At 48.7% G+C, this 26,781-nt stretch carries 27 protein-coding genes and 1 other RNA gene; 4 read left to right on the top strand and 24 right to left on the bottom strand.

What is annotated here, in order from left to right:
• Positions 1–83 precede the first annotated feature (83 nt).
• On the bottom strand, positions 84–1,415 hold the full coding sequence (locus tag ACEN86_RS07395) for a PhoH family protein (RefSeq protein WP_495633661.1): 1,332 nt from the start codon (positions 1,413–1,415) through the stop codon (positions 84–86).
• A gap of 113 nt (positions 1,416–1,528) precedes the next feature.
• Between ACEN86_RS07395 and ACEN86_RS07390 the strand changes: the two genes are divergently transcribed.
• Positions 1,529–2,206: a YhcN/YlaJ family sporulation lipoprotein gene (locus tag ACEN86_RS07390; RefSeq protein ID WP_495633660.1), complete on the top strand. Its 678-nt coding sequence runs from the start codon at positions 1,529–1,531 to the stop codon at positions 2,204–2,206.
• On the opposite strand, the gene ACEN86_RS07385 is transcribed toward ACEN86_RS07390, so the two are convergent.
• From ACEN86_RS07385 to ACEN86_RS07360, 6 genes are all read right to left on the bottom strand, one after another.
• Complete coding sequence (locus ACEN86_RS07385; protein WP_495633659.1) at positions 2,192–2,431, bottom strand: hypothetical protein; 240 nt, start codon at positions 2,429–2,431, stop codon at positions 2,192–2,194. The genes ACEN86_RS07390 and ACEN86_RS07385 overlap by 15 nt on opposite strands.
• 76 nt (positions 2,432–2,507) lie before the next feature.
• A complete protein-coding gene (locus ACEN86_RS07380; RefSeq protein ID WP_495633658.1) occupies positions 2,508–3,560 on the bottom strand; it encodes an LCP family protein in 1,053 nt (350 codons plus the stop codon).
• Between the two features lie 26 nt (positions 3,561–3,586).
• Positions 3,587–3,898: a YlaH-like family protein gene (locus ACEN86_RS07375; RefSeq protein ID WP_495633657.1), complete on the bottom strand. Its 312-nt coding sequence runs from the start codon at positions 3,896–3,898 to the stop codon at positions 3,587–3,589.
• 36 nt (positions 3,899–3,934) lie between these two features.
• Positions 3,935–5,776, bottom strand: a complete 1,842-nt coding sequence (gene typA / locus ACEN86_RS07370) for a translational GTPase TypA (RefSeq protein ID WP_495633656.1) — start codon at positions 5,774–5,776, stop codon at positions 3,935–3,937.
• A gap of 158 nt (positions 5,777–5,934) precedes the next feature.
• On the bottom strand, positions 5,935–6,429 hold the full coding sequence (locus ACEN86_RS07365) for a hypothetical protein (protein WP_495633655.1): 495 nt from the start codon (positions 6,427–6,429) through the stop codon (positions 5,935–5,937).
• A gap of 179 nt (positions 6,430–6,608) precedes the next feature.
• On the bottom strand, positions 6,609–7,262 hold the full coding sequence (locus ACEN86_RS07360; RefSeq protein WP_495633654.1) for a TerC family protein: 654 nt from the start codon (positions 7,260–7,262) through the stop codon (positions 6,609–6,611).
• 164 nt (positions 7,263–7,426) lie between these two features.
• Between ACEN86_RS07360 and ACEN86_RS07355 the strand changes: the two genes are divergently transcribed.
• Positions 7,427–8,131 (top strand): TerC family protein, encoded by a 705-nt coding sequence (locus tag ACEN86_RS07355; RefSeq protein WP_495633653.1) that lies wholly within the window; start codon positions 7,427–7,429, stop codon positions 8,129–8,131.
• Positions 8,132–8,255: 124 nt separating this feature from the next.
• Here the strand turns inward: ACEN86_RS07355 and thiI are convergent, their stop codons facing one another.
• The 4 genes from thiI to ACEN86_RS07335 all read right to left on the bottom strand — a co-directional run bounded on the left by thiI (position 8,256) and on the right by ACEN86_RS07335 (position 12,058).
• Positions 8,256–9,485 (bottom strand): tRNA uracil 4-sulfurtransferase ThiI, encoded by a 1,230-nt coding sequence (gene thiI, locus ACEN86_RS07350; protein ID WP_495634243.1) that lies wholly within the window; start codon positions 9,483–9,485, stop codon positions 8,256–8,258.
• A 9-nt stretch (positions 9,486–9,494) separates the two neighbouring features.
• Entirely contained in the window at positions 9,495–10,646 is a 1,152-nt protein-coding gene (locus ACEN86_RS07345; RefSeq protein WP_495633652.1) for a cysteine desulfurase family protein, read from the bottom strand.
• Positions 10,647–10,748: 102 nt separating this feature from the next.
• Positions 10,749–11,510, bottom strand: a complete 762-nt coding sequence (locus tag ACEN86_RS07340) for a lytic transglycosylase domain-containing protein (protein ID WP_495633651.1) — start codon at positions 11,508–11,510, stop codon at positions 10,749–10,751.
• A 146-nt stretch (positions 11,511–11,656) separates the two neighbouring features.
• Positions 11,657–12,058, bottom strand: coding sequence for a hypothetical protein (locus ACEN86_RS07335; RefSeq protein ID WP_495634242.1), 402 nt, complete (start codon positions 12,056–12,058; stop codon positions 11,657–11,659).
• On the opposite strand from ACEN86_RS07335, the gene ACEN86_RS07330 reads away from it, so the two are divergent.
• Complete coding sequence (locus tag ACEN86_RS07330) at positions 12,057–12,278, top strand: hypothetical protein (protein ID WP_495634370.1); 222 nt, start codon at positions 12,057–12,059, stop codon at positions 12,276–12,278. The genes ACEN86_RS07335 and ACEN86_RS07330 overlap by 2 nt on opposite strands.
• A gap of 58 nt (positions 12,279–12,336) precedes the next feature.
• Here the strand turns inward: ACEN86_RS07330 and ACEN86_RS07325 are convergent, their stop codons facing one another.
• Both ACEN86_RS07325 and ACEN86_RS07320 read right to left on the bottom strand, forming a co-directional pair.
• Positions 12,337–12,570, bottom strand: a complete 234-nt coding sequence (locus tag ACEN86_RS07325) for a DUF1540 domain-containing protein (protein ID WP_495633650.1) — start codon at positions 12,568–12,570, stop codon at positions 12,337–12,339.
• A 134-nt stretch (positions 12,571–12,704) separates the two neighbouring features.
• A complete protein-coding gene (locus ACEN86_RS07320) occupies positions 12,705–13,205 on the bottom strand; it encodes a YpuI family protein (RefSeq protein ID WP_495633649.1) in 501 nt (166 codons plus the stop codon).
• Between the two features lie 255 nt (positions 13,206–13,460).
• Between ACEN86_RS07320 and ACEN86_RS07315 the strand changes: the two genes are divergently transcribed.
• Positions 13,461–15,347 carry a S8 family peptidase gene (locus ACEN86_RS07315; RefSeq protein ID WP_495633648.1) on the top strand — a complete coding sequence of 629 codons (1,887 nt, stop codon included), beginning with the start codon at positions 13,461–13,463 and terminating at the stop codon, positions 15,345–15,347.
• Positions 15,348–15,416: 69 nt separating this feature from the next.
• Here ACEN86_RS07315 and rnpB read toward each other — a convergent pair.
• The 11 genes from rnpB to ACEN86_RS07260 all read right to left on the bottom strand — a co-directional run bounded on the left by rnpB (position 15,417) and on the right by ACEN86_RS07260 (position 26,685).
• Positions 15,417–15,831: RNase P RNA component class A (gene rnpB, locus ACEN86_RS07310), an RNA gene on the bottom strand.
• A gap of 96 nt (positions 15,832–15,927) precedes the next feature.
• Positions 15,928–17,043, bottom strand: coding sequence for a Nif3-like dinuclear metal center hexameric protein (locus ACEN86_RS07305; protein WP_495633647.1), 1,116 nt, complete (start codon positions 17,041–17,043; stop codon positions 15,928–15,930).
• On the bottom strand, positions 17,016–17,786 hold the full coding sequence (locus ACEN86_RS07300) for a tRNA (adenine(22)-N(1))-methyltransferase (protein ID WP_495633646.1): 771 nt from the start codon (positions 17,784–17,786) through the stop codon (positions 17,016–17,018). The genes ACEN86_RS07305 and ACEN86_RS07300 overlap by 28 nt, the downstream gene beginning before the upstream one ends.
• The gene (locus tag ACEN86_RS07295) at positions 17,783–18,607 is read right to left on the bottom strand and encodes a hypothetical protein (protein WP_495633645.1); all 825 of its coding nucleotides are present in this window, start codon (positions 18,605–18,607) and stop codon (positions 17,783–17,785) included. Before ACEN86_RS07295 ends, ACEN86_RS07300 begins: the two co-directional genes overlap by 4 nt.
• A gap of 118 nt (positions 18,608–18,725) precedes the next feature.
• Positions 18,726–19,859: an RNA polymerase sigma factor RpoD gene (gene rpoD, locus ACEN86_RS07290; RefSeq protein WP_127198107.1), complete on the bottom strand. Its 1,134-nt coding sequence runs from the start codon at positions 19,857–19,859 to the stop codon at positions 18,726–18,728.
• Between the two features lie 33 nt (positions 19,860–19,892).
• Positions 19,893–21,731 carry a DNA primase gene (gene dnaG, locus ACEN86_RS07285; RefSeq protein WP_495633644.1) on the bottom strand — a complete coding sequence of 613 codons (1,839 nt, stop codon included), beginning with the start codon at positions 21,729–21,731 and terminating at the stop codon, positions 19,893–19,895.
• A gap of 138 nt (positions 21,732–21,869) precedes the next feature.
• Entirely contained in the window at positions 21,870–22,325 is a 456-nt protein-coding gene (locus tag ACEN86_RS07280) for a YaiI/YqxD family protein (protein WP_495633643.1), read from the bottom strand.
• A 114-nt stretch (positions 22,326–22,439) separates the two neighbouring features.
• Entirely contained in the window at positions 22,440–24,518 is a 2,079-nt protein-coding gene (gene glyS, locus ACEN86_RS07275; RefSeq protein ID WP_495633642.1) for a glycine--tRNA ligase subunit beta, read from the bottom strand.
• Positions 24,511–25,398: a glycine--tRNA ligase subunit alpha gene (glyQ, locus tag ACEN86_RS07270; RefSeq protein ID WP_495633641.1), complete on the bottom strand. Its 888-nt coding sequence runs from the start codon at positions 25,396–25,398 to the stop codon at positions 24,511–24,513. Before glyQ ends, glyS begins: the two co-directional genes overlap by 8 nt.
• A gap of 356 nt (positions 25,399–25,754) precedes the next feature.
• Positions 25,755–26,510: a DNA repair protein RecO gene (gene recO / locus ACEN86_RS07265; protein ID WP_495633640.1), complete on the bottom strand. Its 756-nt coding sequence runs from the start codon at positions 26,508–26,510 to the stop codon at positions 25,755–25,757.
• A 37-nt stretch (positions 26,511–26,547) separates the two neighbouring features.
• Complete coding sequence (locus ACEN86_RS07260; protein WP_495633639.1) at positions 26,548–26,685, bottom strand: YqzL family protein; 138 nt, start codon at positions 26,683–26,685, stop codon at positions 26,548–26,550.
• Positions 26,686–26,781: the final 96 nt, after the last annotated feature.

Here is a 26,781-nt window from a genome sequence, read left to right as displayed (position 1 = left end):
TTTGTCCCTATTTACTCGCAAACTGCTTCTTCAGGTATATGTAAACAGACCGCCGCTGAGCTAATCAGCGGCGGTCTTCTTAACTACAGCAGGTCAGCAGCAACCTGTGCCAATTTGGAACGTTCCCCTTTTTCCAGCGTAATGTGTCCGCTTATCCCTTCCTTCTGGAAGCGTTCGACCAAATAAGAGAGCCCATTGCTGACCGAATCCAGATAAGGATGATCAATTTGTTCAGGGTCACCCATGAGAACAATTTTGCTGCCCTCTCCTACCCGGGAGACAATAGTCTTCACTTCATGGCGGGACAAATTCTGCGCTTCATCTATAATGATGAATTGTCCGGGAATGGATCTGCCCCGAATATAGGTGAGCGCTTCGACCTGGATGCTTCCTAGACCCATTAATATTTTATCAATATCGCCTGATTTCTTGGTATCAAAAAGATACTCCAGATTATCATAGATGGGCTGCATCCAAGGCCGCAGCTTCTCCTCCTTCTCTCCCGGAAGGTAACCGATATCCTTGCCCATAGGAACCACAGGCCGCGCAATTAACAGCTTCTTATACTTGTGATCATCTTCTGTCTTGAGAAGCCCTGCTGCCAAGGCCAGCAGCGTCTTTCCGGTACCTGCCTTCCCGGTGATGGTTACCAGTGGAATGTCATCATTCAGCAGAAGCTCCAGGGCCATCCGCTGCTGGGCATTTCGAGCGCTGATCCCCCAGACCGGTTCATTGCTCATATACAAAGGCTCCAGGCGGGTAACATCCTCATTTACTTTAAGCAGTGCCGATTTACCGCTTCCCATCTCATCCTTGAGAATCACGAACTCATGCGGATACAGAGAGAAATTAAGGCCGAGCGTCTTAATCTGTAAAGAACGATAGGTATAGAACTCATCTATGATAGAAGGATGAACTTTGATATTTGAATAGCCTGAATAGAGATCTCCAGGACCTGCGGTCCGGTCAGATAAATAATCTTGTGTAGTTAGTCCAAGCACATCCGCTTTAATTCGCACAAGCACATCTTTACTTACCAGAACCACAGATCTTGGGCTCGCTGTCTCCAGTTCCTCCAAATGGTAATTCAACGCAACCGCCAAAATACGATTATCATTGGTCACTTCGCCGAACATTTCCTGAACCTTGATGAAGCTTCTATGGTTAAGTTCAACCTTAAGCCTTCCGCCATGGTCAAGTTCAATGCCGTTGTGCAGATGTCCCTTCTCCCGAAGTCCATCAAGCAGCCGGGAGACTACGCGGGCATTTCTGCCAATCTCTTCCGGATTGCGTTTCTTGGAATCAATTTCCTCCAGCACAACGGCAGGAATAACTACCTCATGTTCTTCAAAAGCAAAAATCGCATTGGGGTCGTGCAGCAACACATTCGTATCCAGGACAAATATTTTCTTCATAGATATCCCCTCCACCGCGGTCTTTGCAGCCTTTTCATTCACATACATATTTTGCTCCGGCCCGGGTAGCCTAATATCCAAGAACAAAGATTACCCGAAAGGAAGGAACATTCATGCGAACATGGCTGTGTCTAATATTAACGGCATTACTGCTATCAAGCTGTGGAACTGCAGCTAATAAACATGCATCACCCTCTCCTCAGAGTCAAAAGGGAAGTAATCCGCGCATACTTAGCCATGATCAAACGGGAAGAACCCAGATGAATTCGGCGGGACAGGCTCAGGTTCAGCATAACCAAAGTAATCAGCCGGGCCAACCGGGTCAGCAGTCACTTCAGGCTCACTTGGAGTCGATTGCCAAAAGAGTTCCGGGAGTCAAAAATGCATCCTGTGTCCTGATCGGAGATACAGCCGTTGTGGGACTTGATGTGGATGCGAACCTGGATCGTTCCCGGGTGGGAACAATTAAGTATTCTGCAGCCGAAGCCCTCCGTAAGGATCCCCACGGGAAGAATGCAATTGTAACCGCGGATATCGATTTGTCTCACCGGATTTCAGATATCAGTCAAAGTATCCGCCAAGGACATCCTTTATCTGGATTCGGCAATGAACTTTCCGATATCATCGGCCGCATTATTCCCCAAATGCCGAGAGATGTAAGGCCGCCCGCTAATGCCACACCCGGACCGGGGACCAGAGGCACAGGCGAACCTTCACAATTACAGAACCACAACAAACCGGTTCACCCTCAGAAAAAAACGCAGCAAGCTCCATCATCACAATCGAAATAGATTGTCCCAAATGAACAGAAAAGCCCGGTGAGAGAACTCACTGGGCTTTTCTTCATGACTGCACACTTGTCCTTCGGGCAAGTCTGCAGCACTAATATTAGATTCAATCAAGCGTACGGCATTAGAAGCCGGCTGTGCAAGACAAAGCGCACGGCCATAAGCATCAAACGGAGTATTCATATCCGTCATGACTTCGATTCGATTCAACAACACTGCTTCTCCCATTCGGCCAGACCTCCCGTACAGTTGAATCGATCTACTTCTAATTAATTTATATTATAACACGAGCCAAAACTTGCATTCAATTGGTAACTGCCTGTGTATCCTTGCCCGCCATTTCATCCTGAAGGGCCTTCTTGGCTTTGGTGAGCTCATCATCATTAATGTATACATAAGGGCTCTTCCACTCACCTGTAACCGGCATGAAATGCACATTCTCCTTGGATATGTTCCAGTAAGTGGCGATCATATCCTTAAGCTGTTCAGATTCAAAGTCCGTATCCATGTTCTTACCCACAGCTTCAATTACTCCTGCCGCGCCCACGACTCCATTGAAGGACTTCGCCTGATCAATTAGAGCATGCAGCACTTCATTCTGACGGCGGTTGCGGTCGAAGTCATCCGATCCCTTAGTCTTTGGCTTACAGTTAGACTTCCGGTAGCGGACATAGTCCAGTGCATCCTTACCATTCAAGTGTGCCGGACCCTTCTTCAGATTGATATCCGTGCCATCTGCCTTATCCCGGTAGCACATGTTCATATCCACGTTCACGTCGACACCCTTAAGCGCATCAACAACATCGCGGAAGCCTTGGAAATTAAGAACGGTCACGTAATCAAGCTCCAGATCGAAGTAATCCCCCATCAGCTTCTTCATGGTATCCCCTGCCTTGATCGGGTCCTTCGTCTCAGCCAGAATTTCCGGGTAGAAAGAATTGATCTTACCGGTTCCATATCCTTTAGCCTTGAATCGGGTATCCCTCGGTAGAGAGACAATCGTTGCGGACTTGGTGTCCGGATTGAAGGCAATCACCATCATGACGTCGGTCAAATGGGTTCCCGTCTCCGGTCTATAATCCGTTCCCATAAGCAGGACGGACAAAGGCTTCACCTTGGCAGATCTCTCAGCTGGAACCGACTTAGAAGTTCCGGTTGTATCGATTACCTGATTGACTTTCCAGTACAGAAAGCCCAAATATCCACCAACGACAAGCACTGCAAGAATGACAAGCGTAAGCAGGAACTTTAGGAAAGACCTGCCTTTACGCGCCTTCTTCTTGCCGCCCTGAGGGCGACCTGATTTCTTTCTTTGGCCTCCCTCTCGGGGAGGAAGACCACTGGTTCTAGGATTCATGAATCTTTACACCTTTTTCCTATCAGTTATAGTCTTCCTGCTTTTTCAGCAGGTGGGACTTTGTTCTGCTTCTTCTTCTGGCGCGCTTCAACAAAGTATCGAATCCGCACCATAAGCATTAAGCCGACGGCGACCAGCAGGCACTGGATAATCGGAAGCTTGTCGATCTGAAAGATCAGCAGCAGGAATGAGCCGATCGCCATTAATACGTACAGTATCGCTTCTTTCCAGAGCGGCAGCTTCTGCTGCGCACGGAACACCTTATTATACACATAGGCCACCAGTACAAAGATAATCACATAAGCAATGTACGGGTGATGTGACAACCAGTCCTGCATGGAACGCCCTCCTCACTAAGCCCAAACGGCTGGGTATTACAAGCTAGCTTGCGCATTCTTGCGGTGTTTCTCCGCACGTTCACGTTCGCTCTTATTCAGGATTTTCTTGCGGATACGGATCGACTTTGGAGTGATTTCACAATACTCATCATCGTTCAGATACTCCAAAGCCTGCTCCAGCGACATTAGACGTGGAGTCTTCATCTTGACCGTCTCTTCTTTATTCGCAGAACGAATGTTGTTAACGGCTTTTTCTTTACAGATGTTCACGACAATGTCGTTATCCCGGGTATGTTCTCCGACGATCATACCTTCATAAATTTCTGCACCAGGTTCAACGAAAAGAATACCGCGATCCTCAATAGACAGAATTCCGTAAAGTGTGGATACACCGTTCTCGCTCGATACGAGTACGCCTTCGTGACGTCCGCCCACTTGGCCGCCATGAAGCGGTCCATAGCTGTCAAAGGCATGGTTCATAATTCCATAACCGCGAGTCAGCGTCAGGAAGTGTGTACGGTATCCGATTAGACCCCGGGCTGGGATCAGGAACTCAAGGCGAACTTGTCCGCTTCCGTTATTGATCATATTGACCATCTCGGCTTTGCGTGAACCAAGGCTCTCCATTACTGCGCCCATGCTCTCTTCAGGCACATCGATCATCAGGCGCTCAATCGGCTCCATCTTCGCACCATCGATTTCCCTAACGATAACTTCCGGCTTGGATACTTGAAGCTCATATCCTTCACGGCGCATATTCTCGATCAAGATACCCAGGTGAAGCTCACCGCGTCCAGATACGATAAATGCATCGGGGCTGTCTGTTTCATCTACGCGCAAAGATACGTCAGTCTCAAGTTCCTTCATAAGACGCTCACGAATTTTACGGGATGTAACCCATTTACCTTCACGACCGGCAAAAGGACTGTTGTTAACCAGGAATGTCATTTGCAGGGTTGGCTCATCGATCTTAAGAACTGGAAGAGCTTCCGGATTGTTCGGATCTGCAATGGTCTCCCCAATGTTGATATCCTTGATACCTGCGATCGCTACGATATCACCGGCACCCGCTTCTTCAGTCTCAACGCGGCGCAGACCTTGGAAACCGAACAACTTCTCGATGCGAGCAGATTTCTTACTTCCATCACGAGTCATGACTGCTACCTGTTGACCTGCACGGATAATTCCGCGGTTCACACGGCCAATCGCGATACGTCCCAGGTATTCGTTATAATCCATCAAAGTAACCAGGAATTGAAGAGGTTGCTCAACGTTCTCGGTTGGTGACGGAATGTGTTCAATAATAGTCTCGTACAGGGCAAGCATGTTATCATCCTGCTTCTCGGCATCCAAACTTGAAGTACCGTTCAGTGCCGAAGCGTACACGACAGGGAATTCAAGCTGATCATCATTGGCTCCAAGCTCAATGAACAAGTCAAGAACTTCATCAATAACTTCAGCCGGACGTGCCGCTGGGCGGTCAATCTTGTTCACAACAACGATTGGAGTCAAGTTCGACTCAAGGGCTTTACGCAGTACGAATTTGGTCTGCGGCATACAGCCTTCATAAGCGTCAACGACGAGCAGAACGCCGTCAACCATTTTCATGATCCGTTCAACCTCACCACCAAAGTCGGCGTGACCCGGAGTATCCACAATGTTAATCAGATAGTCCTTGTAAGTGATGGCCGTATTCTTCGCCAAAATGGTAATTCCACGCTCTCTCTCCAAATCGTTGGAATCCATGGCGCGTTCTTGTACGGATTCATGCTCCCGGAAAATACCGGATTGTTGAAGCAGCTTGTCGACTAGCGTAGTTTTGCCGTGGTCGACGTGGGCAATAATTGCGATATTACGAATCTGATCTCTAGAATGCATGGTTGTTCTCCATATCCCTTCTGGTTCTATTTAATGTTCTTTCTCCTGTGGAAAAAGTTAATCATCACAAAAGAAGCGCCGGATCTATTAAGGCCGACGCTTGACATATCCCTTATATTATACGCTATATCGCGGATAATTCAAGAACTTCCATTCAGTCACCATCCGCGTCTGCTTCTTCCACGTGCGAAGATTAACCAGACTCCGCCGGCAATGAGCAGAAGAGCAATTAAATATATGATGGAGATGGACAAGATGGTTATTCCATAGATCACGGCTGTAACCGCTGTAAGAATAACTGCAATCAGGAATACGCCTGCTGGTCTTGGAAATGCCAGCATGTCATATTCGAATAATCCAATCGCGATGCCGAGAATGAACAAAGGCCAGATATACGCGATCGTTCCTGAACCCGAAAAATTGAGGATAAAAAATAAAATCCCGTACACCGTGAGAATCCCGCCTGGAACAAGCAAAACGGCTGAGCCTCTTCTCGTGAAGAACAGCAGATGAAGCAGAATGCCTGGGACAAGAAAGATTAACGGCCAGAGCGTGAAGCCAAGAAAGCTGAATACTCCCCATTTCCCAAGAAGAATAACAATACCCGCTGCTAGAATGAATATCCCGGTAACCAGCTTATTGTTCTCCGACATTCCATCACTCACCTTCCAAAAAAGTCCTTGTGAAGACAAGCCGCTGCAATAAGCGACATTCTCCTACTCTTAGTGTAAAGGAATGACACAAAAAATTCCACTCTTTGACGCTTGTCTTTCTGTAAATAAAAGGCAAAAGACCGGCGGATGCCGGCCTCGAATTCAAGAAATATTAAGCTTTATTCTGACCTGAATTTCTTGAACCAGCCGATCATGACCACCATCCCTGCAAGGAAGAGCGGAACGAAGTTGATTACCACCGGAATGACGGACTCAAGCAGCGGTCCCACTTTCGGATCATGCAGCAGCATTTTACCAGCCGTATAGGCAAGAATCCCTGCCCCCAAATAGACCAGCAGCGGATACCTGTGCAGCCAATCGGCAATCAAATTGCTTCCCCACACCACAATCGGGATGCTGATCGCGATTCCAATCACGAGGATAGCCAGATCGCCGTTCGCAAGGGCTGCAATAGCAAGAACATTATCCAGACTCATAATGAAATCGGCCGCCAGAATAGTCTGGATTGATTTCCAGATTGTCGTTCCTCCCCTGACGGAAGAGCCATCTTCATGCTCAAGCAGTAGCTTGAAAGCAATATAGAGCAGCATGATGCCGCCTATCCCTTGAATCAGTGGAATTTGAAGCAGGATAACAGCAATCCAGGTCAATATAATTCTTAGCAGTACCGCTCCCAACGCTCCAAGCCACACAGCTTGTTTCCTTTGTTTGAGAGGCAGGTTCTTGCTTGCAAGTGCAATGACAACAGCATTATCACCACTTAATACAAGGTTAACCATAAGAATTTCTCCAAGCAGCACCAGCGGTTCCACGCATATCCCCTCCCATACTTATTTATGCATGGAGCTGCCAAGCTATTCCTTTAGGCTTTCCACGGGATTAGGCGTTAATTTCGTTAATCCATCCATCTGGGACTAGACAAATGAAACGTTTTGGTTAATAAATACGTATATAACACCGAAGGAAGTGACCTAACTTGGAATTATTCAGTGCAGCATTCTTTGTTTCTTTGATTAACATTATTTTTATCGATCTAATTCTGGCAGGGGATAATGCCATTGTTATTGGTATGGCAGCAAGAAAGCTTCCGCAGAAGGTACAGAAGAAAGCAATTCTATACGGTACAGGCGGAGCGGTACTGCTTCGGATCCTGGCAACCCTCGTGGTGGTGTGGCTTCTGAATATCCCTTGGCTTCTGGCTGTTGGCGGGGCCCTGCTGATCTTCATCTCCTACAAAGTACTGACGGATAATGGAGACCACGATTCCATCGCTGCTGAAAGTTCGCTGTGGCCTGCTGTCCGCACTATAGTAATTGCCGATGCAGCTATGGGACTCGACAATGTCATTGCGGTAGCCGGAGCTTCGGGCCAGCACATGATTCTGGTAGTCATCGGACTTCTGATCAGCGTGCCGATTGTTGTATGGGGCAGTACGCTGTTCATCAAGCTGCTGAATTCATTCCCTTGGATCGCCTATGTAGGTGCAGCTGTTCTTGCTTATACCGCCGCTCACATGATTACAACTGAGCCGAAGCTCGCCTCCCTATTTAAGGACAAGCCTATGGTGAGCATTCCCTTTATCATTATCATTGTGGCCGGTGTACTTCTTCTGGGACATCTCAAGAAGAAGCAGAATCAGCGTTCGGGCGGGAATAAGACTCACCCGGCTACTCACTCTTAAGGTTCACGGCACGAACAAAAAGGAGCTTCCGCTATGGAAAGCTCCTTTTTGTTGTTGGGTAAGCTGCTTGTTTAAGAAAGTTGAAAGCTTCCTAGTCCTACGTCGGGAAGCACCCTCTGATCGACTAGAACCAATCTTCTTGTATTACATCCTCAGCCTCGTTGCTTACGGGCTGTACACCCGGCCGTAGTACGATCGTTCTTGTGCCTGCGATCGCAGCTTCAATCTTCTGGGCAAGCTCAGGTGAGGTGGCTTCAATCTTTTGGATAATCCTCAGGTTCGGATTCGTCGAAGGCGACTTAGGTACGAACAGACTACAGCAATCTTCATAAGGCAGAATGGATAAATCATAAGTGCCGATCTCCTGAGACAGCTGGATAATATCGGGCTTATCCATCATGATTAGGGGCCTCAATAGAGGGAGCTCTGTAGCCCGCCCAATAACGTTCATACTGGGCAGTGTCTGACTCGCTACCTGTCCAAGACTGTCACCTGTAACGAGAGCCAGGGCTCCGTTCTGTTCCGCCAGTGCGGAAGCGATCTTCAGCATCGCTCGACGCATTAATGTAATCATAAGACTGTCCTGCTTGGCCTTGGTCAGCAAGGTCTGTACCTCGGTAAAAGGAACCAGGTGCAGCTTGACCTCCCCAGAATAGGTGGAGAGAACATGCGCCAATCTTATAACCTTCTCTTCAGCCTTCTTGCTTGTGAACGGATAGCTGTGGAAGTGGATACATTCAATTTCAAGCCCTCTTCGCATCGCAGACCAGCCCGCGACCGGGCTGTCGATTCCTCCGGATAATAAGAGCATGGCTTTCCCATTCGTGCCAAGCGGGTATCCTCCGGCACCCGGAATGACCTCGCTATAGAGATAGGTCTGATCCTCCCGAATCTCTACCCTGAGCTCAATTTGCGGGTTATGGACATCAACCTTCAGTGTAGCAAGCTCCCGAAGTATCGGGCCGCTTACCAGTCTATTCATCTCATGCGAGGAGTGCGGGAAGTCTTTCCATACTCTGCGGACATTCACTTTGAATGTCGTTCCTTCAGGCAGTGTCTGACTTTGCATAAAAGAGACTGCGGTGTGCAGTATGGCTTCAAGTTCCGAAGCCACTGCGATTACAGGGCTGATCGAGGCTATGCCAAATACCTTCTTCAGCTCATTGATCAGCGCCGGAGCAGATTCTCCTCCAAGCATGATATAGAATCTCCCATATTCCTTGCGGACCGAAGCGAGGGGAAAAGCTTCAAGAATTGTGAGCACATGGGCCATAGCCGCTTTCTCGAACCGCTTGCGGTTCTTGCCTTTGATGGCCATTTCGCCGAAACGCATGAGTAGTAAATCATAAGTCATCATTAATAATTAACTTCCACCTTTCAAATAACGGAGCCTGCTTACCGCTTTATTCAGCGAGGCAAGCAGAAGCTCAATATGCTGCTCTGTATGTTCTTCACCCAGGCTAACCCGAATCCCGCTTGAAGCAGCGGCTTCACCTGCTCCCATGGCCAGTAGAACACGGCTTGGTTCAGCAGCTTTGGAGGAGCAGGCGGACTTCGTGGAGACCATAAAGCCCTCCTCCTCCAGCATATGGAGCACCGCTTCGGCTTTCATACCCGGAAGTGAAAAGCTGATGATATGTGGGGCCCCGCCTTCTATGGATGAATGGAGGGTCGCATTCGGAATTTCGGATAAGCCTTCAATGAACTGCTTGCGAAGCGCATACAGCTTAGCCGACCTGGCTTGTACCCCAACACTGGCAAGGCGAACCGCCTTTGCCATCCCCACTACGCTCGGTACATTCTCAGTACCCGAGCGCAGCCCTCTCTCCTGGCCGCCGCCTGCCATCAGCGGGAATAAGGACACGCATTCTTTTACATAAAGAAGACCTGTTCCCTTAGGCCCTCTGATCTTGTGCGCAGACAAGCTATACAAGTCAATTCCGCTCTCCTCAAGAGAGATAGGAACCTTCCCGTAACCTTGTACACCATCGACATGGAACAATACCTTGGGCTGTGTTGCTTTAAGACAAGCGCCTATTTCATGAACCGGCTGAATCCTGCCTGTCTCATTATTAACGTGCATGATCGAGACCAGTATCGTCTCTGGTCGGATCGCATTCTTGACCTGCTCGGCCGTTACCGTACCCTCCACGTTTACAGGCAGAAATGTGACTTCAAAGCCCAAGAGCTCAAGCTGCTTGGCACATTCATATACTGAAGGATGCTCAATTTCCGTCGTAATAATATGATTGCCCCTGTTTCTATATTGTAACGCCGCTCCCTTGAGAGCCAGATTGTTGCTCTCTGTGGCCCCCGAGGTGAAAATAATCTCGGTGCTCTGCACGCCAAGTGAAGCTGCACATACTTCCCGCGCTCTTCTGAGTAATTTGTCACTATCCTCTCCAAGTCGATGGAGCGATGACGGGTTCCCATAATGCCGGGCCATAACTTCATTCACTGTACGGAGGACTTCTTCGCTTGGCGGGGTAGCTGCGGCATGATCAAAATAATACATCTGTATCTCCCCCCTTGTTCCATTGTAACAGATTTCCCGGCAACGCTTAAAATAGCAGCAAAAAAGCGTTCTACAAAAGTAGAACGCCTCCTATATTAGTCCTTATACCTCGTACTTGGCACGAGCCCGGTCGATTTTGGTTACATATTTCTGTGTCTCCACAGGGAGTAGGTGAAGCTTCTCCATCAGTTCCTTATCATTGGAAATTCCAAGCTTCTTCAACGTGCCGGGTCCGGCATTGTATGCAGCCATGGCGGTGCTTATGTTCCCGTCATAACGTTTGAGCTGATACGATATATATTTGGTACCACCGTCTATATTCTGTGCGGGATCGAAGGAATTGCTGACCCCCAAACCTTGAGCCGTGCCATCCATCAATTGCATTAATCCCTTAGCCCCTGCAGAGGACAAAGAATTCGGGTTAAAAGAGGATTCGGTATCAATAACGGCCTTAATCAAGGATTCGGGCACACCGTAGTCGCGGCTGGCTTTGCTGATCAGATCATTATAATCCGTCGGCTTGGAGCCAGGATTATTGCTGTGATGCAAAGTCAGATTAGGATCGGTCTGTACGGCAGCGCCGGAGTCTAAAGCTGCTGAAGTGGTTCCTTCGGTATTTGCTTTCATTAACTGCCATAGCTGACCATTCACGTTAATAGTCTGTCCCAGGCTTAAAGCGGAGGAGTATTCATTCTCCGAAGCTGCTGACGAATCGGACTGCATAAGCTGCTGCAGCACCAAGTTAAAAGCGGAATCGCTCCCGCCTGTAGATGAAGTATTCTGAAGGGCAGTACCCTGTAAATCGATTCCGCTCATGAGCTGAAGGTCAATCAACTGCTTAGCGGTACGCGGATCTATTTGCATGTAATGCAGCTCCTCTGTTTTCCAAGTCGTTCTCTTTCATTGTACATGCCTGTTAGACGGATAACCAGTATTTTGGCAAAAAAACAGGCCCTGTCCTATATATCGGACAAGGCCTGTTAAATATTGAGAGATTCTCTAAGATTTCTTTAGCGTGTAAATGGAATCAGAACGAAATAACTCAATGTCGCGATAATGCCGAGGCCTGCGGCCCATGCACCCGAAGTTCTTTTTCCTTGGCTGTATGCGTAGAAGCCGAGGATAGCGGCAATGGGTCCAAGAATAATAGACCACATGAACAAGGAGGCGATTCCCAGGGCTACACCTACATAGCCGGCTGTACGGCCGGAAGTGGATTCGGATGAGGTCTGGGATGTGGTATCGCTTCGCTCAGTCCGAGCTCCGGTATAACCCGCTCTTGGCGTTACCTCAGCAGCATACTCCTCTTGATGCGTTCTGCGGGGATAATCTACCCGGTTATCGTATTGGCTGGAGCTTTCCTTTGTTGAGGATGCCGAATACGCTGAATAGGTTGATGATGTTGAAGGTATGGATTGCGTCGAATGCGTTGAAGGCGTTGATGATGTCGAGTGCCCCGAATACGTTGACGGTGTTGTTAATGTAGAGTTCGCTGAATACGTTGACGGCGTTGATGTTGTAGATGAGGTTGATTCTGGTGAATACTTTGATGGTGTTGATGATGTTGTTGAATGGGTTGACGGTGTTGTTGAATGGCTTGACGATGTTGTTGTCAATTGTGTTGACGATTGATCATCTTTGACTTCTTTTGGATAATCACTCATGGTGCACACCTCCGAAAATGGTCAATTTAGGATGACTTCGACTTCGGTTCGAACGTGTGACAGCAGGTTGACGCAGCAGAACGAGCGGCGTCTTGATGGTCTGTGTCAAACGTCTCCCCTGCATACTCCTCGCGGTAGCTTGCAGTCGCATGCTGATCAATGTCAATCATGATTAAATCAGCTTTGCAGACGTTTTTTTCACCCCAATAATGACAGTTAGAGACACTGCACTTCACTATGGGCTTCTCGCCATTTGGCATGTTTATCACCTCAGGTACATTTTCTCCCCAGGCCATGCCCCCTATGCAGAAGCCATGCTGTCAATTCACAGCAAAAAAAAAGATACCTTCACAGGTATCTTCTCGGATTACTTGTTTATTTATAATTCTGTCCCTTATGCGTTCGCTTTCTGCATACGGCGTTGGGTCAGATAATCACTTTCATAATACGTGAGCTCATCACGGAGGTCTTCATATACTTTGGTTACGTCCAAAATGATGTCACGTGCAGCGCGAACTGGCTTTTTGCGGAAACGAATTGCATCTTGTCCCGTGTAGGCATAACGTCCATCTTCAGAGTAACTTTCATTTTTAGGATAGAAGAAACTGTTCACGCAATCGTGATATACGTTGTAGAGCACTTTCTCTGCGGCTTCTTTATCGAAGCTAGCCCGGCGAAGTACAACACCCAATTTCTCATACACAACTTCTGAATTAACCAGAAGATGACGCAGGTCCGTCAAAAAGCCTTTCGAGAACCGAATGGATTCCTCATCTTGTTCGGGAGCGAGCTGCGTAAGTGAATTTTCGTTCAGAAACTGTTCCAGCTTGGGAATGGCAATCTTAAGTTTCTCTTTGGCGGTTTCGCATAATTGTTGGACATTGGTTTCAGGCATAAAACTGTTCTCCTTCCGTTCTGTCAAGCAAGAGCAATAGGTACAGCAAACACAGCCAAAGTCACTGTGTTCTAAATCATAGTATCACAAAACAACTCAAAACGATATCCTTTCTTGTCCCCAAACGCTTAAATATTCTTGGGCTGCCATCATTTGCCCAGGTGGAGAGAGACGCGCAAGGAATAAAAAACCTTGCCGTTTCTAACGCTATAGTTACATAGATATCAGGTGGAAATTTTAAGGAGGCTTTCTGTTATGTCAAAACGTAAATGGATTGCTGCCGGCTTAACAGGAGCTGCAGCGATCCTAGTCATTTCCATGTATCCAACGAGGACCCCTGTTCACCATGAGGGCAGGCCCTCTGAAGTCGCAAGCCCTCGTCAGGAACAGCATCTGAAGCAGCTTCTGCTTCAAAGAGACATGACGGCTACTGACCGGCTGGTTCGCCACGACGCAAGGCAGCATCTTAAGGAACTGAGTCAAAAGCTTACACTTTCGCCTCAGCAGGTGAACAGTGCCTATATCCGCAAGCTTCAGGACGATCATCAGCATCTATTGTCCCTGATATGGATTGACAGCAAGCACGAGCAGGAATTCAGGCATCCTTCATTCACTCCGGGAAGCAAGGAGGATCAGCAGGCCAAATCGTATATTCAGCTAGCCAAGAAATCGCTTAGCCGTAATCAGTCCTATGAATCCCCCGGCTTCCCAGCCGGTGATCCAAAGTACTTCGTAGCCGGAGAACCCGCCAGGAATGGAGAACACGGAGTCATTGCTCTCTATAGTCTCGATATTCTAGGGAAGGTGAAGAATCATCAACACAAAAATTTGAGGCTGATCCCCTATCCCAAAGAAGGACGATACAAAATGGAATCCTTCCATCCGGATACACTTATGGACACGACCGTAAAGACCGGAGAGGACAACGAAAATGCAAGCCATTATTATGAGAACGAGGTAGTTGTTACCTTTCACAAGCCTCCTAGTCAAACTGATTTGAAGCGGATACGCAGGGACCTGAACAGCATCATCCCTTATCAGAAAATAAACAATACGTACATCTTCCATGCCAGTGGGAAGAGTATGAGCGAGCTGCAGGCTTATTTCATCTCAAAGTGGAACCCTAAATTCGTGGAGCCGCATTATTTGTATTTAACGAATGAAGTTACTCCGCAGACCGGAACCATGGGGGACACCACTGAAGCTCCAAATGATCTGCTCTACTCCGAGTATCAGTGGAACCTACCTATTATAGAGACGACCAGAGGCTGGAAGCTGACGAAGGGCAAGAGCGATGTGATCGTTGCTGTAGTGGATACCGGGGTTGATCTTACCCACCCGGATCTGAAGGGCCGTCTTCTCCCTGGTTATAATGTGATATCTCCAAGCAACAAGCCAATGGATGATGTGGGTCATGGTACGCATGTAGCCGGTATCATTTCCGCACAGGTGAATAACAACGAAGGGATTGCCGGAATGACATGGGGAAATAAGGTTTTGCCTGTCAAAGCACTGGATTCCTCAGGTTCCGGTACAACTTATTCGGTTGCCCAAGGAATCATCTGGGCGGCTGATCATGGCGCAAAGGTCATTAATCTGAGTCTTGGCAACTATGCCGATGCCCAGTTCCTGCATGAAGCTATTAAGTACGCCTATAACAAGGATGCCGTAATTATCGCCGCAACCGGAAATGACAATACGGAAAGACCAGGATATCCTGCTGCTTATCCAGAGGTTCTCTCGGTATCCGCGACCGATGCGAAGCTGAACAAAGCTTCCTTCTCCAATTACGGAAATTATATTGATGTAATGGCGCCGGGCGAGAGTATCGCGAGCACCTATCCGCATAATCAATATGCGGCACTGTCCGGTACATCCATGGCGAGCCCGCATGTCGCTGCCCTGGCTGCGTTGATCCGTTCGATTAATCCCGACCTTCATAATACCGAGGTTATGGATATTATTCGCAAGAACGTGATTGATCTCGGGCAGACCGGCCGGGATAAATATTACGGATTCGGCCAGATTGATGTTCTGGCTGCCCTTCAGGCAGCCGGGAATGGCATGTCTCCGCTTCAGCTGTGGCCTCAGCACATTCAGAATGAGATCAATAATCTCAAGAACAAGCGAGTCCAGCCATAATACGAAAAAGCCCCGATCCGCGAGCAAATCAATCTTGATCTGCTAATGGATCGGGGCTTTTTGTTAGTTGAGGAAAGTTAGACGTAAGCCGGGTTCTGTGCTCTTTGGTGGTTCATACGGGAACTACCCTCCCACTACAAGCGACAATCATCTATCTAGGCCATACATTGCTGCACAGCTCAAGCGACCAACCTAGACGCGCCTCGGGCAAAGGCTGTCTCCCTCTTAGAAGGAGGCTGCGTCCCATTAGGTCTTGCTCCAGATGGGGTTTACCAGGAACGAAGTCACCAACGCTCCTCGGGGTCTCTTACACCTCGGTTCCATCCTTGCCTGATCCGTTCCCTGAGGAACGGCCATCGGCGGTCCATTTCTGTGGCACTATCCTTCGGCTCGCGCCGACTGGACGTTATCCAGCATCCTGCCCTGTGGAGCCCGGACTTTCCTCCCGCAAGACGAGCTTGCCGGCGATTGTCTGTCAAACTTCCCATGACTTGATCTAGTATACAGGCAATTGGCTACCCGCACAACCCTAAATAACAGGTTCCATTAGTGCAAAATGGCATTTTGTCCAATACTAAATTTACATGAACCGGAAAGGTTCGGTGTCAACTCTGGAGGCGTGAACCTCCGTATTGTACTTGGAATCTCCAAGCTTCTCCCTCAGCCAGTCCGCCACCTTGTCCTTCATGATCTTCTCCGCATGATGCCCCGGATCAATAATGGCCATTCCGGCTGCGAGAGCATCCTGAGCGGTGTGGAAATCCACATCACCTGTTACCAGCACATCAGCACCGCGGAATTGTGCCTGCTTCCAGTATCGGCCGCCGGAGCCGCCCAGTACGGCCGCCTTCTTGATCTGCCTGTTCAAATCGCCCACGACCCGAACATGATCAACCTTCAGTCCCGACTTCACCCGGTCTACGAAATCTTTTAAGATAACCGGTTCAGGAAGCTTACCCGTTCTACCCAGCCCCAGCGTTCTTCCCTTCAAGTCCATCGCATATAGATCGTAGGCAACCTCTTCATAAGGGTGACTCTTCAGCATGGCCCCAATAACCTTGCTTCTTATACTACTGGGCACAATCGTCTCGATTCGAATCTCTTCAGCATGCTCCATCTTGCCTTGTTCTCCGATAAAAGGGTTGGTCCCTTCCTGCGGAACAAACGTGCCATACCCCTCGATATTGAAGCTGCAGTGGCTGTAGTTGCCGATTGCACCCGCCCCGGCATTCAACACCGCATCCAGCACCTTCTTATGATGCGACTTCGGAACAAAGACGACCAGCTTGAATAATTTGTCCGTATGCACATTCTCCAGTGAATCAGAAGCCTCAATCCCGAGTGCCTCTGCCATCCAGTCGTTAATCCCGCCTTCAGTTACATCCAGATTCGTATGGCTGATATAGACGGCGATATCGTTCTTGATCAGCTTCTCATACAAGCGCCCGGCAGGCGTATCGGTCTGGAGCTGGGCAAGCGGACGGAAGATAATCGCATGGTGAGCGATAATTAGATCAGCTTTAAGGGCTATGGCTTCCTCTACTACCGCATCCGTTACATCCAGGGTCACCAGGACGTTTTTAATCTCCTTCTGCAGACTTCCCAGCTGCAGACCGATCTTGTCCTCAGGAACGGCTACATGCTTGGGAGCGAGCTGCTCCATCAACCCTATGACGGTCTGTCCTTTTGCAAACATGCTAGAACCTCCTTCCACTCTTCGATCTGCACTCTCATCTCTTCTTCTTTCACACGTGAAGCCTCAAGTTCCGATTTGGCGATTTGACTACGAACCTTCATCAGCTTTGAAATTTCCGAATCCCATTTGTCAAAAAAAACAGGAGCAGGAGATTTGGTAAGCCACGGTCCCATTAAGAGCAGCCGTTCCTGGGTCAGCAGCTGGCTGCATCCCGGGATCACTCGATCCCGGTACAGCTCCCGATTAAGCGATTCCGCTTCTGCCCCGTCCAGCCTATCTGCCGTAAGGATCTCATAGATCTTGCCATCTTCTTCAAGAATATGTTCAGCAGACAAGTACCAGCCCTCATCCAGCAGCCACCGACGAACCAGATCCTCACCGACATTGGGCTGCAAAATAAGCCGCTGAACTCCGCTCAGCTTCGCAATGCCCTGACTCAAAATGGTGACCATCAGTGCTCCGCCCATGCCGGCTATGGTAATGACCTGGGCCTCGCCTGGGTCAATTACTTCAAGCCCGTTACCTTTACGAACGGAGATCTTGCTGTTCAGACCCGACTGCGCAACCTGTCGCTGCGCAGCTTCATATGGACCATCGTTAACCTCTCCCGCTACCGCAGAAGCCGCTTGTCCACTTAGGACAGCAGCTACAGGCAGCAGAGCGTGATCCGAACCAATATCTGCGAACCGGCAGCCCGGTGGCAGCTGATCGCATATTTGTTGTAATCTTGCCGATAGTTTCATTTAGACACCCACACAATCCATTTTTTTCGAAGGAAATATAAAATAATAAATGCTGACATAATTTTGAGCAGACATAATAATACCATTCCGCTGGGAACCTTCTCACTCAGTAAAAGCATGTCCGCTTCAGGCATGAACCAAACCGTAATTCCAACCGCAAAAAATACGGGAGCCATCCGCTTGACCTTATGATGGGCCAGCCAGCAGAGCCAGACCATCACTACACTGAGCGGAAGCCAGAACACCTGCATCATGAGCCAGGAAGCATCCGGATGGATTCTTTCAAACATCACACCATACAGCAGGATGAAGCATACAAATCCACAGTAATTGAGAATGCCAAGGTCCAGAAAATAACCTGCGAGCCACCATATGAGTCCGCATATTCCGATCAGTCCCGCGACGCCTCCAGCGGTAAGCCAGTCCTGGAGCCATAAGATCCAGCCGCCAAGGCCAAGTAAAACAACGCTTCCAACCGAAGCAAGAAGCAGCGCTCCCACCTTGTTCTTCGGTCTGATTACAGCAGCAAAGGTGTAGCAGATGGACGTCACCAGCAGGGCGATAGCCATTTGCAATGGCCATGGAAAAAGGCTAAAATAAAATCCGATAAAGAAAATCAAGGATATAATTCCAAAACCTAACAGCCAGGTTCGCATGCTTCCCTGCTGGATTGCACCCACCGAGAAAGTTCTCTTGGATGCCTGTATCTCTTCTTCATGATACAGATTCTCGAGGAAGTCACAGTACTGTTCAGGAAGAAGTCGATTGGTACGCCAATAATCAATCTCTGTTAGAATAACTTCGCGTCTTTCAGCATTCAAATGTCCCTAACCCCCACATGCTAAAGCGAATGAGCTACTGCAATAATTATAGATGACCCTGATTCAGAAAAAAAGACCTGACTGCACTAGCAGAAAGGTCTTGAGTACCTTGGTAAGTCTATTCGAGGAAATCCTTAAGGCGCTTACTGCGGCTCGGATGACGAAGCTTACGCAGCGCTTTGGCCTCGATTTGACGAATTCTTTCTCGTGTAACGCCAAACACTTTACCCACTTCTTCAAGAGTACGGGTCCGGCCATCATCCAGGCCAAAGCGTAGACGAAGCACGTTCTCTTCCCGCTCGGTCAAAGTGTCCAGGACATCCTCCAGCTGTTCCTTGAGCAGCTCGTAAGCTGCCGCATCAGCAGGCGCAAGTGCTTCCTGATCTTCAATGAAATCACCTAGATGCGAATCATCCTCTTCCCCGATCGGCGTCTCTAATGACACGGGCTCCTGGGCAATCTTCATGATCTCCCGAACCTTCTCCACACTGAGCTCCATCTCTGCGGCGATCTCTTCAGGAGCAGGCTCGCGGCCTAATTCCTGCAGCAGCTGGCGCGATACCCGAATCAGCTTATTAATCGTCTCTACCATATGAACCGGAATCCGAATGGTTCTGGCCTGATCCGCAATCGCGCGGGTAATCGCTTGTCGAATCCACCAAGTGGCATAAGTACTGAACTTGAAGCCCTTCTTGAAGTCGAACTTCTCCACCGCTTTGATAAGTCCCATATTCCCTTCCTGAATCAGGTCCAGGAACAGCATTCCACGTCCTACATAACGTTTGGCTATACTTACCACAAGACGAAGATTGGCCTCAGCGAGCCGGCGTTTGGCTTCTTCATCGCCTTCCTCAATCCGCTTGGCCAGCTCAATTTCATCATCCCCCGATAATAGGGGAACCCGTCCTATTTCCTTCAGGTACATCCGAACCGGGTCATTGATCTTGATGCCCGGAGGCAGAGACAGATCATCGTCAAAGTTGAAGTCATCCTTGTCTTCCCGTTCACGATCATCGTCACCCGGACGAGAAATAAGCTCCTCATCACTTTCGTTGGATACATCAATTCCAAGGTCACCTAATTGTTCAAAGAACTCATCCATTTGTTCAGGATCCTGGTCGAAGGGGGATAACTTCTCAACAATTTCCTTATAGGATAGTGATGATTTCTTCTTGCCCTTCTCAATTAGCTGATCCTTTACCTGATCGAGTGTAAGTTCTGTTTCTAGTTCAGCATGCTGATCATTTGCCATTCCTCGACTCCCTCCTCCCTAGAAACATCCGTGCTATTTCTCATTCATCTGTCTCTCTAGGGCTATAATCTCACTTGCTATTTGTGCAGCACCCATGAAGTCACCTGCACGTTCCGCAGAGATCATCTGTTCCTTCTTATGTTCAATTTCTTGCCGAATTGGATACTTGCGGATTTCACGTATACAGTCATCCAACTCCTGAACCGTCCATTCCTGCGGTGTTTCCATCATCGCGATCGAGCTTACGGTTTTCTCAAGCCTGTCATCGTGTAAGGAAGAGATGAACCGGCTCGCATCCGGGCTTTTACCTTGTGCGTAATATGCGTATAGATAAGCAGCAACGGCTGCATAATCTTCAATATTGAAACTGTCCCCAAGATGCTGGTTCACGTAAGCCGCAACCTCTTCATCCTGGAGCATAAAGGACAGAAGCCTCCGCTCGGCGGCATGATAAGCAGGGAGTAATACTGGAGCCTCTACCTGCCCTTTTTTATGCCTACCATTATTCCACCTTTTGGGGTTATTATCCCCGTCCTGCTGCTTTTTTTGCAGATCGGTACGGAACTGATTGCATTCCTGCTTCAAGCTCTCGAAAGAGACCTTAAGATCGGCTGATAATTCCTTGAGATATATTTCTCTCTCCGTTGGAGATTCAATGGGCGCAATGACTTCCATGGCTTCCTTAATGTAAGGTACCTTGGCGTCCTCGCCTGCTCCTAGCATTATATGGTTTTTTTTGAGGTTTATAAGCTTAAATTTTGTTGAGGATACACTGCCTTCAATGATCTGCCGTATGAAACGGTCGGCTCCATACTTCTGAATGAATTCATCCGGGTCCAGCCCTTCGCTGAGAACAGATATCTTGACATGAAATCCCGCAGCTTCCAGTATAGGAATGCTCTTGAGTGCCGCAGCTTGTCCGGCGTTATCTCCGTCATAACAGACGATAACCTCGTCAGCCAGGTTTCTAAGAATGGCCGCATGACTTTCTGTCAGTGCCGTTCCCATTGTAGCCACACCATTATGAACTCCAGCTTCACTCGCACTAATCACATCACCATAACCTTCAAACAGAACAATTTGCCCCGACTTCCGGATCGCCGATTTAGCCTGATGAAGATTGTAAAGAGTTCGGCTCTTAATAAAAAGCTTGCTCTCTGGCGAATTCAGATATTTTGGTTGTCCCTCACCCAATATTCGTCCTGCAAAAGCTATTACCTTCCCTGTCCGGTTATGAATCGGAAAAATCACACGATCCCTGAATCGATCCACATATCCGGAGCCGTCTTGCCTTGATGCCAGCAGTCCGCCTCGCTCCATCGCGCCGAGATCAAAGGATCTTTTATCCAGAAACTGAACCAGGGTATCCCACCGTGCGGGGGCATAACCAATCTGAAATTGGTCTATTGCCTTGTCCGTGAAGCCTCTGGCTTTCAAATACTCCATGGCCGGCTTGCCGTGCTCCGTATTCTTCAACAGGAAATGATACAGCTTGGCACTCCATTCATGGGCTTGCAGCAGCGCATCCAGCTCGGGATTACGCGGGGTATGGTCGGTTCCGGCAGCATCCTTGAAAGGAATGTTCGCATCTTCTGCCATAATTCTAACCGCTTCAGGAAAAGTTAAACCTTCAATTTCCATCCTGAACTTAATGGCATTTCCGCCCATTCCACAGCCGTAACAGTGAAAAATCTGCCGCTCTGGCGTTACCGTAAAAGACGGTGTCTTCTCTGAGTGAAACGGACAAAGACCTTTCAGATATTTCCCCTGCTTGGTCAAATGGACATGCTTGCTAACCGTATCGACGATATCATGCTGTCTAAGCACCGATTCAATGATCTCTTCCGGAATTGTCCCCCGTCCGGTACTCATCTTTACCACCTTCATCTCTTCTAAATGGAATGAACTCATGACTTCGAAAGACCTGTTTGCTCATTCTCAAGAGAAATGGTTATATGGAAAGGCTGGTTTGCACCTGCACATTCCATATAACTCGTAAGTTATAATTCGCTAAAATTCAACGTTCTCCTGCAAATCAAGTAAAACTTTTGTCAGTTCATGCTGGAATACCTGCCGGTCCTCATCGGAAAAAGGCTTGGGTCCCTTGGCATATTTGCCGCCTCTTCTTGCCTTGGCATGATAATGCCTCCGCTCAAGAAGATAATCAATATTGCCGCTGTGATAGCTCTCCCCGCGGGGTGAAAGCACAGCGCAGGACTTGGCCAGCGCTAGAGCAGCCAGACCATAGTCCTGCGTAATGACAACATCTCCTGAAGCAATATGATTGGCGATGAACAAATCGGCACTTTGGGAACTCCGGTCCACCTGGATCACGGAGACCCCTTCTTCGGCACGAAGAACGTGATCGTAGGATGAGACCATAAGGACAGGCACATTCAAACGGCGGCCGACTCGGCTGATCTCATCTTTTACAGGGCAGGAATCGCCATCCACCACAATTCTCATTGTCTTCGCTCCCGCCATTTTATCAGGTGTATTCCAATTTATTATGTGGTTCCTGCTTATTTATATATACGCGAATTCAGGTGATTCTCCTGCTGCCCTGAAGCAGAACTTATGTTAAGCCCAGACCAGCTTGCTGAAGTCGGCAAATGTCTTCAAATCCTCGTCAATCGCTGCAAGAAGTGCCAGACGATTGCTTCTGATCTGCTCATCCTCGGCCATAACCATTACGGAATCGAAGAAGCCTGTAATGCTTGGCTTCAAGCTGCTGAGCTGTTCAAGCGCCCCAGCTGAATTACGATTCGACAACTGCTCGCGGTATTCACCCGATACGTTCTGCCACGCAGAATACAGATTCTTCTCAGCTTCTTCCTGGAGCAGATCGGATCTGACTTTCTCGGCAGAAGCCTTGGATGCAAGGTTGCTAACCCGGCTGAAAGATTCAACCGTACTCTTGAAGTCGGTATCGGTGTTCACCGTATCCATTAATGCCGCTCCGCGGGCAACAACTGAGACTACATCGTCATAACCAGCTGCAATTACAGCATCGACTACATCATAACGCATGCTGTCCGACAAGGTCTTCTTAACACGAAGTCCGAAGAAATCCAGTAGATCCTTGCGGATTTCGAGAGCTGAGCGTTTCAAAGTGCCCATGTTCTCATGAACGTCCAGGGCAGTAGTGAAGATATCCGACAGCAGCAGCGGCAGCTTATGCTCCAGAACAATCTGCACAATCCCCGCAGCCTGGCGGCGAAGTGCGTATGGATCTTGGGATCCTGTAGGGATGATGCCGATCGAGAAGCAGCCGGCAATCGTATCCATTTTATCAGCAATGCTTACAATGGCTCCTACGATCGAAGCAGGTACTGCATCTCCGGCAAATCTTGGCTGATAATGCTCGAAGATTCCCTTGGCTACCGCTTCAGGTTCGCCGGCTTTGCGGGCATAGTCTTCTCCCATTACCCCTTGAAGCTCAGGGAATTCGTATACCATTTGGGTAACCAGATCGAATTTGCAGATTTCAGCCGTGCGGCTAACCTCTTCCGCTGCTCCGGTCTCAAGATTAAGCTTCTCGGATAGGCTGTCCGCAATCTTCCGGATACGGCGGACCTTGTCCCCGACAGTTCCAAGCTCTTCGTGGAATACAATGCTCTCCAGCTTGGAAAGGGCATCCTTAATCGGCATCTTCTGATCTTCCTCGTAGAAGAACTTGGCATCAGACAGGCGGGCACGAAGCACCTTCTCGTTACCCTTCGCAATGGTATCCAGAGCGTTCGAACCGCCGTTTCTAACCGTTACGAAGTAGGGAAGCAGGGCACCTTGACTATCAAGTACAGGGAAGTACCGCTGATGCTCGCGCATAGATGTAATAAGCACATCCTGCGGGATGTTCAGGAATGATTCCTCGAAGGTTCCGAACAGCACGGTAGGGACTTCTACCAGGAACAGCACCTCTTCAAGCAAATCGTCCTTGACAGCGATATTCCATCCCTTGGACGCCGCAAGCTCTTCAATTTGAGAAGAAATCAGCTGTTCCCGCTCCTTCACATCCACAATTACATGTTGGGCGCGCAGCGCTTCAATGTAGGCTGAAGGTTCTGAAATGACCGTGTCTGTACCCAGGAAGCGGTGTCCACGGGTCACATTGCCGGATTTCACATCAGTAATTTCAATATCAATGATCTCTTTGCCGAACAGAGCTACCAGCCAGCGGATCGGACGCACGAATTTGAAATCATGGGTGCCCCAGCGCATATTTTTGGGGAAAGTCATCGATTGAAGAATACCCAGAAGTCCTTCAGCCAATACAGCTGACGTCTCAACACCCGTTGTACTCTTGCTCACATAGATATATTCGGTGCCGCCCAAATCCTTGAACGTGAACTGTTCCGGATCTACGCCTTGACTGCGGGCGAAGCCAAGCGCTGCTTTGCTCCACTGGCCGTTCTCATCCAGAGCGATCTTGCGGGAAGGTCCTTTCACTTCTTCGTGAACATCTTCCTGCTTCTCGGCCACGTCATGTACGAGAACCGCAAGACGTCTTGGCGTTGCAAAAGCCTGGACTTCCCCGTGAGTAATCACAGAATCAGACAGCCATTTCACCATACGATCTTTGAGCTGATCCATCGCCGCGCGGATGAACCGGGCAGGTACTTCCTCTAGTCCAATTTCAAACAATAAATCTTTAGCCACGGTTTACTCCCCCTTTCTTAAGCAGCGGGAAGCCCAGCTTCTCGCGTTCCTCCATATAGGTGGCTGCCACTTGACGGGCAAGGTTACGTACACGGGTAATGTAACCCGTTCTCTCTGTTACACTGATGGCTCCGCGCGCATCCAGCAGGTTAAAGGTATGGGAGCATTTCAGTACATAATCATAAGCCGGGAATACCAAATGCTCTTCCATCGCCTTATTGGCTTCCTGCTCATACATATTGAACAGCGTGAACAGCATCTTGGTATCGGACACCTCGAACGTGTATTTGGAATGCTCAAACTCCGGATGCTTGAATACATCCCCGTAAGTAATTCCATCCACCCATTCCAGATCGAATACGTTCTCTTTCTCTTGAATATAGGAGGCCAGGCGCTCCATTCCATAGGTGATTTCCACCGCTACAGGGCTTGTCTCAATACCGCCAACCTGCTGGAAGTAGGTGAACTGGGTAATTTCCATACCGTCCAACCATACTTCCCAGCCAAGGCCCGCACAGCCCAGGGAAGGATTCTCCCAGTTATCTTCCACGAATCTGATGTCATGCTGCAGAGCATCTACCCCTAGTGCCTTCAGACTGTCCAAATAAATCTCCTGGATATTGTCCGGGGACGGCTTAATGATGACCTGGAACTGGTGATGCTGGTACAAACGGTTCGGGTTCTCCCCATAACGTCCATCCGACGGTCTCCGGGATGGCTCTACATAAGCTACTTTCCACGGTTCCGGACCCAGTGAACGAAGGAAAGTCATTGGGTTCATTGTACCCGCACCTTTCTCCGTGTCATAAGGCTGCACAAGAATGCAGTTATGTTCGGCCCAGAACTGCTGCAGTGTGAGGATCATTTGCTGAAAATTCATGAACACCATTCTCCTTTACATTTCTATTGGACGCAGGGGGCAAGAGATGACTTAAGCCTCGCTAAGCACAGCAAAAAGCTCCCGTCCCTACGCCTGCTGTACAGACATAGGGACGAGAGCTGATCCCGCGGTTCCACCCTACTTGATACAGCTGCACTACAGGTTAGTCCGCAGTAATTCGCTGTATCCACTTTTCCGTTCATTTCATGCTCCAGGGTGCCTTTTCATGAATTCGTCCTTCCGGGCTTTCACCATCCCCGAATCGCTTAGTTCAAGAACTGCAACTCACTACTTTCCCGTTCAACGCATGTTCTCTGTTAGAGAATTTCTAATCCATAATAAATGATTTCATGACGTTAGTCAAACTGGTCATATTTATCCAGCTGGTCTAAGAATCGCTGAGATTTCAGGTTAAGACTAAGCTGAGCATCCATAAAAGCACGCATGACCACTTTCATCTCCGCTTTCGTGCTGTCTTTGACATCAATATTTCCAAGGCGTCTAAGATCCAGCTTGGCAAACAGCCTTAGCAGCTTGAGCGTCCCCGGTGTAACCGTCATCGCCGAAGGGTCATGGTGCTTGCATCTCCGGCATAACACACCGCCAAGCCTGGGGCTGACTACAGCCGGCTCAGCCTCGCTTCCGCAGGATACGCAGTGATCCAGAACAGGCCCGTAGCCTGCGGCCTGAAGTATTTTCATTTCGAACAAATGCACGGTGACCTGTGGATCTTTCCCCGAAGTTAGAGCCTCCAGACAAGCCTTGAGCTGGTTGAACCAGAATGCGCCTACCTCCTCATCCTGCAGGGTTCGATCGAGCAGTTCGCAGGCATAGGAAGCGTATGAGGTCAAGATAAGTTCTTCGCGTAAAAGATGGTGAGATTCCAGAATCTCACCTTGATTTAAAGTGCCAAGTCCGTTGCCCGTGCGGAAAAACAAATATTCCCCATTCGTAAAAGGCTGAGTCAGCGCAGCGTGGCGGCTTTTCGACTTCTTCGCTCCCCGTACAAGCACCCCAATCTTGCCATGAGTGGCTGTGCAGAGCGTAATAATCTTATTCCCCTCACCGTAATCCATGCTGCGGATGACAATCCCCTCCACCCTGTATAGCATGTATCCTCCCCCAAGCTCTCCCTGACGTCACAAGCGATTAATTCGCTTCCTCTTCAAGGATCAATTCATCCACGTCCTCCGGCTCTTGCTCTGCATGAACCGTGGCCGCTTTGTAAAGCAGGTAAGCATCTACATCTCCACTGTTCGAAAAATAATTCCACGAAAAATCACGCATACGTACTCATCCTCTCCTCGAAAATGACGCTGCATTTACGAGATTAGGATGTGCTGCGTAAGACTAACTATGTGATGCAATAACTCCCAATATAAT

Source organism: Paenibacillus sp. Paensp111 (assembly GCF_059492195.1).
This window is presented reverse-complemented; position numbering and strand designations above follow the sequence as displayed.

Bases quoted from the DNA above. Each gene is read 5' to 3' on its own strand.
- ACEN86_RS07365 (WP_495633655.1), bottom strand. From the start codon at position 6,429: ATGTCGGAGAACAATAAGCTGGTTACCGGGATATTCATTCTAGCAGCG.
- ACEN86_RS07300 (WP_495633646.1), bottom strand. From the start codon at position 17,786: ATGAAACTATCGGCAAGATTACAACAAATATGCGATCAGCTGCCACCG.
- ACEN86_RS07325 (WP_495633650.1), bottom strand. From the start codon at position 12,570: ATGCCAAATGGCGAGAAGCCCATAGTGAAGTGCAGTGTCTCTAACTGT.
- rpoD (WP_127198107.1), bottom strand. From the start codon at position 19,859: ATGGCAAATGATCAGCATGCTGAACTAGAAACAGAACTTACACTCGAT.
- ACEN86_RS07375 (WP_495633657.1), bottom strand. From the start codon at position 3,898: ATGCAGGACTGGTTGTCACATCACCCGTACATTGCTTATGTGATTATC.
- recO (WP_495633640.1), bottom strand. From the start codon at position 26,510: ATGCTATACAGGGTGGAGGGGATTGTCATCCGCAGCATGGATTACGGT.
- ACEN86_RS07280 (WP_495633643.1), bottom strand. From the start codon at position 22,325: ATGAGAATTGTGGTGGATGGCGATTCCTGCCCTGTAAAAGATGAGATC.
- dnaG (WP_495633644.1), bottom strand. From the start codon at position 21,731: ATGAGTACCGGACGGGGGACAATTCCGGAAGAGATCATTGAATCGGTG.
- ACEN86_RS07260 (WP_495633639.1), bottom strand. From the start codon at position 26,685: ATGCGTGATTTTTCGTGGAATTATTTTTCGAACAGTGGAGATGTAGAT.
- ACEN86_RS07340 (WP_495633651.1), bottom strand. From the start codon at position 11,510: ATGCAAATAGATCCGCGTACCGCTAAGCAGTTGATTGACCTTCAGCTC.
- ACEN86_RS07380 (WP_495633658.1), bottom strand. From the start codon at position 3,560: ATGAATCCTAGAACCAGTGGTCTTCCTCCCCGAGAGGGAGGCCAAAGA.
- ACEN86_RS07345 (WP_495633652.1), bottom strand. From the start codon at position 10,646: ATGTATTATTTTGATCATGCCGCAGCTACCCCGCCAAGCGAAGAAGTC.
- ACEN86_RS07330 (WP_495634370.1), top strand. From the start codon at position 12,057: ATGGATTGCGTCGAATGCGTTGAAGGCGTTGATGATGTCGAGTGCCCC.
- ACEN86_RS07305 (WP_495633647.1), bottom strand. From the start codon at position 17,043: ATGTTTGCAAAAGGACAGACCGTCATAGGGTTGATGGAGCAGCTCGCT.
- ACEN86_RS07385 (WP_495633659.1), bottom strand. From the start codon at position 2,431: ATGGGAGAAGCAGTGTTGTTGAATCGAATCGAAGTCATGACGGATATG.
- ACEN86_RS07390 (WP_495633660.1), top strand. From the start codon at position 1,529: ATGCGAACATGGCTGTGTCTAATATTAACGGCATTACTGCTATCAAGC.
- ACEN86_RS07320 (WP_495633649.1), bottom strand. From the start codon at position 13,205: ATGCCTGAAACCAATGTCCAACAATTATGCGAAACCGCCAAAGAGAAA.
- typA (WP_495633656.1), bottom strand. From the start codon at position 5,776: ATGCATTCTAGAGATCAGATTCGTAATATCGCAATTATTGCCCACGTC.
- ACEN86_RS07315 (WP_495633648.1), top strand. From the start codon at position 13,461: ATGTCAAAACGTAAATGGATTGCTGCCGGCTTAACAGGAGCTGCAGCG.
- ACEN86_RS07395 (WP_495633661.1), bottom strand. From the start codon at position 1,415: ATGAAGAAAATATTTGTCCTGGATACGAATGTGTTGCTGCACGACCCC.
- thiI (WP_495634243.1), bottom strand. From the start codon at position 9,485: ATGACTTATGATTTACTACTCATGCGTTTCGGCGAAATGGCCATCAAA.
- glyQ (WP_495633641.1), bottom strand. From the start codon at position 25,398: ATGAATTTTCAGCAAATGATCCTCACACTGCAGCAGTTCTGGGCCGAA.